This is a genomic window from Accumulibacter sp., from assembly GCF_031732815.1.
Lineage (GTDB): Bacteria > Pseudomonadota > Gammaproteobacteria > Burkholderiales > Rhodocyclaceae > Accumulibacter.
Map to the genome: position 1 here is coordinate 1 of NZ_JAVMKF010000152.1, position 4618 is coordinate 4618.

General features: G+C 63.2%; 1 protein-coding gene. It reads right to left on the reverse strand.

The features are described from left to right. Window positions 1–4618, reverse strand: a 4618-nt coding sequence (locus tag RKP46_RS10355) for an Ig-like domain-containing protein (protein ID WP_311106574.1), incomplete at both ends; no start/stop codon positions are given.

Below are 4618 nucleotides of genomic sequence, written 5' to 3' on the forward strand. Positions count from 1 at the left end.
GGTCCAGATCGGCGTGCCGGCGATGAAGCAGGAGATTCTGACAATCTTTTCCATCACGTCGGCAAACAGCGCCTGGCCGGATAAGCCGAGTTTCCTCGATTCGGCGATCAAGCTCTCGAGGGTGTCGGTGCGGAAACTGCTCTTGAAGGTGCGCACGACACCGGATCGCTCTATTTCGATGTAGTAAAGCGCATTGGCCGCCCCTTCGACCACATACTGCTTCATCTGCCAGGCAAAGCGCAGTTTCTCCTCAACGCTGATGTGCTGGAAGGCCGACTGTTCGAGCCACGGTTTGATGCGGTCGATCTGGTCAATGGCCCAGCTTGTCGCCTCATGCACACTCATACTGCTCCGCCGTGGCGTGCTCAACAGGAACTCCTTGATCACATCGCCCACCACGAGCCTGATCGAGATGGGGGTTTTGAGCTCCAGCGGAAGTTCGTGCGTTCCGGGAATCCGGTCGACCTGCCGCTGAGCGCGCCGAGCGGCGCCGTCGAGGAGGTTGCCGGCATAGCGGAATGCGTCCTGCACGGCCTGAACGATGTCGCTATCCCGGATTTTTGTCCCAAGCCGAGCGGCGAGGTCTCCCAGACCGGCCCCGGCGAGGCCACCCAGCCCGCCGAAAGCGGCGTTCAGACCGAGGGTGTCCCATTCGAAGGCCTTCGTCTCTTCGTCCCAGGCGACGCGCAGGGCGTTCTGGCCACCCTGCTCGAGGGCGTTGAAAAGCGCTTCGACGGCGCTTCCCTCCAGCGCATAGGCAACGCTCTTGCCCAGTCGTGATTTGAGCGAGATTTCGAGGCTCTTCTCGAAACCGGCTCGGTGCAAGGCCACCGTGGCAACGGTTTTGCCGGCGGTAACGGCACCGCCACTGGCCACTGTGGATACGACGAAGACGCCGTAGTCGCCGAGGTTGCGCAAGGCCATCTCACCAAAGCTCATCTTGCCGCTTTGGTAGTCGTCCCAACGCTTGGCCCCCCTTTCGAGAAAGCCGCCGAGCGCCAGATTGAAGCCTTCCAGGACCAGTCCCCAGGCGCGTTCCGAGATGCTTTCCTCTCCATCATCGCTCACTTGCGCGCCGCTTGGAATCGCTTCCAAGTAGGGGCGGTGCGCGGTCGTCGGTGCGAAGACGCGGAAGCTGCCTGGCGCCTGGTAACTGCCCAGCGTCAGAAAGCTGTTGAAGTTCTGTCTGTTTCCGTCCTCATCGTAGCGGGCCGGGGTGAGTTCCTGAATCTGCGGCATGGTCAGTGACGTCGGGTAGTCTGGCAGCACGCGATCGATCGGGTAGTAGTGCTTCGGATCCCGGTTGCTCTGGTGGATGTTCAGCGCGCCCTGCACGAGTTCGTAGGCGTTCCAGGCGTAGAGAGAGTGGCTCATCGGGGCCTCGAGATCGAGATTGGGTTGGTAGTTCCAGACGTCGGCGAGCAGGGTGCCGTCTTCAGTCAGCGCGAGTTTACGCACGGCAGCGCCGACGATGGGCGTCGTCGCACCCAGATACACCGGGGCGCGGTTGTTCCTGCCGAACGGGTTCTGGATGATACCCACCTTGCCGCCAATTTGCGTGCGCGGCATGTCGGCTGAGTAACCCGTGGTCAGCGGGTCATTGAACCAGAGGTTGAAATCGGCAACAAGGGCATATTGTTCGCCTTTGTATTCCATGAGGACGGCTCCGGAGGCGGCCTGGATGTCTTCGTGGTAGGTCTTGCGGAGGCTCCAGAGGGCTTCCTGGTTGCTAGCGTCGTACCCTTGGTAGAGGTTCGGTACTGGAGCGCTGAGTGCCGTCGAGGCCAGTTTGAGTTTGGTGCGGCTGTTGATGCGGCCGCTTTCGTCGAATTCGAGAACAATTCCCGCAAAACCGCGATCCAGGTCGTCGCGATTGCACACGGCGAATTCGCCAGGGTTCTTGCCGCTGGCAAGGTACACGGGGTTCTTGCCAAGATTGGCTCGTGGGTAGTCGCTTTGCGTGACGGCGATGCACGCGTCGGCGGGCAAACGACCGTTGCCGTCGAGTTGCTGCAGGTCGATGAAGGCGACCAGGTCGATCGGACCGGCGAGGTCGGCGCTGACCCCGAGGTAGCTGCTACTGTTGACGGCCAAAGCCTTGAAGCTGGTGAGTTGCTCGTAGCCAGGGATTTGCAGCCGCTGCCGGGTTTTCAGGAAAGTGGCGCTGAGCTGGTTGATGTAGACCCGGGTGAGCCCGCCAGCGCCTTTTGCGCCGGACTGTTGGGCAACGTAAAGCCAGTCATTAGCGGTCACCAGGGCGTTGATGCGGCCGTCCGTCTGGCCGATGCTCAAGGTGTGCACCACAGCATTGACGCCCAGGTCGACAACGTAGATACGGCTGTCCTTGCCGGCGACGAAGGCGAGCGTGCCATCGGCCGTGTAGGCGACGCCCTGACTGGTGCCCGGCTGCAGTTGTAACCATTCCCCTCTTTCGTCACGGGTGAGATCAGCAACCAGCGTCACCTCGGCGGGCGCCTGGGGGGAAGTCGTGCTGCGGTAGAGTCTGATCCGATCCGCGGTGGCGATGAGCGATTTGTCGGTTCCGTCCTGCCAGCCTTGCCGGGCGTCGCTGCGCATCCACTCGCCTGAACCGACAAGGCCGAGTGGATCGGGCGTGCGGACGCTGCGCTGGAGATAAACGTTGTGCTGCGACAGTGCGACGCCCGCCGGCAGGAGCGCTTTCAAGCTGCCGTCAGCGGCCATGACCGCATCGAAGCCTTGCCAGAGCAGGCCGCGGTCCGGTACTCCGCGGGTAAGTTCGGTCAGTTGCCAACCGCGCGGCTCCAGCCAGATTTGCCAGTTGAAGGAGGAGGCGCGCTGGTCGGGCGACAGGAAATTGACGCCTCTAACCGTCAGGGTGTTGTCCCGGGTATCGAGGGTCATTTGTTGGATCTGCGGCGCCGGGCTTTCGCGGACGGGAAAGCCGCTCCACAGTTCGCTCTGCAGTTGCGCCGCGGGCACACGCTTGTGGTAAGTCCCGGCATAGCTGAAGGCGAAGAGGTCGAAGGTGTAGGCACTGGCGACGACGGTGGACGCGATCTCGAGCGCGATCGCTGCCCCCGCCTGGCCTGACGATGCGCCCGCCGTGGCGAAGAAGGCGACACTCGCTGCCGCGAGGTAGATGGCGTCGACATTGAGCGTCGCGCCGCGAACGGAAAAGTCACCGGTCGCCTCGTTCTGCTTGGTCACGAGGGTGACTGCATAGCGGCCGTCGACCAGAAGGCCTTTGTACGGGGGACTGGCCGTCCGCGCCAAGCCATCGTCGCCGATGACGCCGTCGTCAACCAGCCACCAGGTTTTCTGGACGCTGCCGTCGGGGAGATTAATTTCGCCCCATCGCCAGAAGAGCAATTCCGTACCCGCCGACCAATTGCCTGCCGGCGGTCTCAGGGCGAGCTGTAGCGGCTGCGCAGCCGTTTGCTGGCCGATATCGAGGTCGACTACGGCGAGCGTTGACCAAATACCGGCCGCGGGTAGCGGGATGTCCAGTTCGTCCAGGGCCAGCGCGCGAATCGATACGACAGCGTCCTTCTTCAAGGCCTGCGGGGCAATCATCAGGGTGTTGCCCACGCTATCCTGTACAACGCCGCCGATCGAGGCATCGATCGCGCTGCTGCCAATCACGGGCTCGACCACTTCGACCGCAAGGCTGGCTTGGTAGCCGTCTCGAACGACCGTGATTTGACTCCTGCCCAGGCCGATGGCCCTGATCAGGCCTTGGGCACTGACCGTGACCACGCCTGGTTGGGAGATGAAGTACTCGAGGCTATCGCTGCCGGTGTAGTCGGTTCCGAGCGTCTCGGTAAAGGTGAGGCTGTGCAGGTCGATCTGTCGCTGCCCGGAAGCCAGGGGCAGGATGATGCTTCCGGGGAAAAGCGCGAGTTCATTGCCGGCTGCATCGTGGCTCGGAGTCTGCGGCTTAAGCCCGACGCTGACAACGTTGACGCTTTCAATTCCCTGCGCGAAAGCCCGGACGATGGCGGTACCATCCTTCAGGCCACGCATCAGTCCTTGTTCGCTGACTTCGAGGACGCTTTGATTGCTGCTCCGGTAGCGAACGGCGTTGCCCGCGAGGGAATCATTGGCTTCATCTTCGAAATCGCCAATAGCTTTCATCTGGGCGGTGGCACCGGTGCGCAGCCCGGCGAGGCGCTGGAGGTTGAGGCGGATCAACCGGGCGCCGCTGATCTGTACCGTGAGTTCGATCGGCGCGCCGGCGGCAAAGCCGTCGTCGGCCTGGACGGTGATCGTGGCCTCGCCGGTGTAGCCGGGTTCGGGGGTGAAGGCGAGCGTTTGGCCGTCGGCGTTGAGTTTGGCGCTGCCGTGCGTGGCGCCGAGGATGCGCCAGTAGATTGGGTCGCCTTCGAGGTCTTCGGCGAGGCCGGCGAGTGCGCGGGTCAAGCCGAGGTCGGTGTGGGTCTTGAGTGTGGGCAGAGGGGTTTGCGTTTGCGGGGCGCGGTTGGCCACGAAGCCGGTGTTGGCGGTGAGGACCTGGCGGTCGGCGGGGTTGATCAGGCCGTCTCCGGTGAGGTCAGCCCTGGGATCTTGCGCCGCCCGGGCGGCTTCCCAGAGGGCGCTGTCGGCGCCGTCGACCTGGCCGTCGCTGTTGAGGTCGCCG